At 64.8% G+C, this 1,081-nt stretch carries 1 protein-coding gene; it reads right to left on the bottom strand.

The window, feature by feature from the left end:
• Positions 1-100 precede the first annotated feature (100 nt).
• Positions 101-673, bottom strand: coding sequence for a GrpB family protein (locus tag PLC66_RS22800; RefSeq protein WP_324544458.1), 573 nt, complete (start codon positions 671-673; stop codon positions 101-103).
• Positions 674-1,081 lie beyond the last annotated feature (408 nt).

Below are 1,081 nucleotides of genomic sequence, written 5' to 3'. Positions count from 1 at the left end.
AACTGGGTGGTGCCGCAGGGCGGCGAAGGGCCGATCTACCAGGGGATGTGAGCCAACAACCATGGCGGGGCGCCGATCGGCGCCCTGCCATGGCCTCGTTTCAGGGGGTGCGCGCAAGTCGCATGACACGCGCAATGAAGTCGCCCTTCGCCTGCGAGTAGGCCACACGATCTTCGGGCGACTCGGCGGCGATCCGCTGCTTCAGCGCGGCATACTCCGCGGCGATCTCGGGGTGCGCGATCAGGTAATCCCTGAACAACAGGCGCTCCCACTCGGACGAGCCCTTCTCGAGGCAGTGGATGTGATGCGTGCGTCGCCCCTCCTCATCCCGACGGATGAACCAGGCGTAGGCGATGCCCGGCAGGCCGGGTTCCTCGGGGCGCCAGAAGTACTCATAGCCCCTTTGCTGCAACAAGGGCGCAATGCGCTGCGCAACTTCGCTCATCGACGGCACTTCCACCAACATGTCCACAATCGGCTTCGCGGCAAGTCCGGGCACGGCCGTACTGCCGAAATGCTCGATTCGCCCAATCGACTCAGGCGGCAGCGGCGCACGCAGCCGCGCCACCTCCTCTTCGAAGCGTCGCGGCCAGTCAGGGTCGTAAGGCACGATCTCAATGCGCTCGCGCAACGCGCGGGTAACGTGCTCCGGCGGCGTGGAGAAGGTGGTCATGCGCCGAAAACCCGATGCGCCAAGGCGCCCGCGCCGGCACCGCTCAGGTGCAGCCACCTGATGGCGTCCGACCCGCTCGCCCACAAGGGGCGAAAGCCCCGCTTGCGACGGATGAACGATTTGGCCACGCAGTGAAGCAACGCCAGCATCAGCCCACTCCTGATCAGCTCGTCCGAGGGTCCTGCAAGCCCCCCTCAGCGCTTACCTTAGCAACCGACTTCGCCCCTGCAAAGCCCGTCAGCATCACCGCGGGAATGAGTCAGCACCATCCCATGACAAGCGGCGCAATCACTTGCAGACGCACAAAGCAAGAAGGCTCACGCGGGACGTGAGCCTTCTTGCTTTGTTTGGTTGCGGGGGCAGGATTTGAACCTGCGACCTTCGGGTTATGAGCCCGACGAGCTGCCA

It is taken from the genome of Thauera sp. (genome assembly GCF_035444905.1).
In the GTDB taxonomy this organism is placed as follows: domain Bacteria; phylum Pseudomonadota; class Gammaproteobacteria; order Burkholderiales; family Rhodocyclaceae; genus Thauera.
Note: the sequence above shows the minus strand (reverse complement) of the source record. Positions and strands in the feature narration are given on the sequence as shown.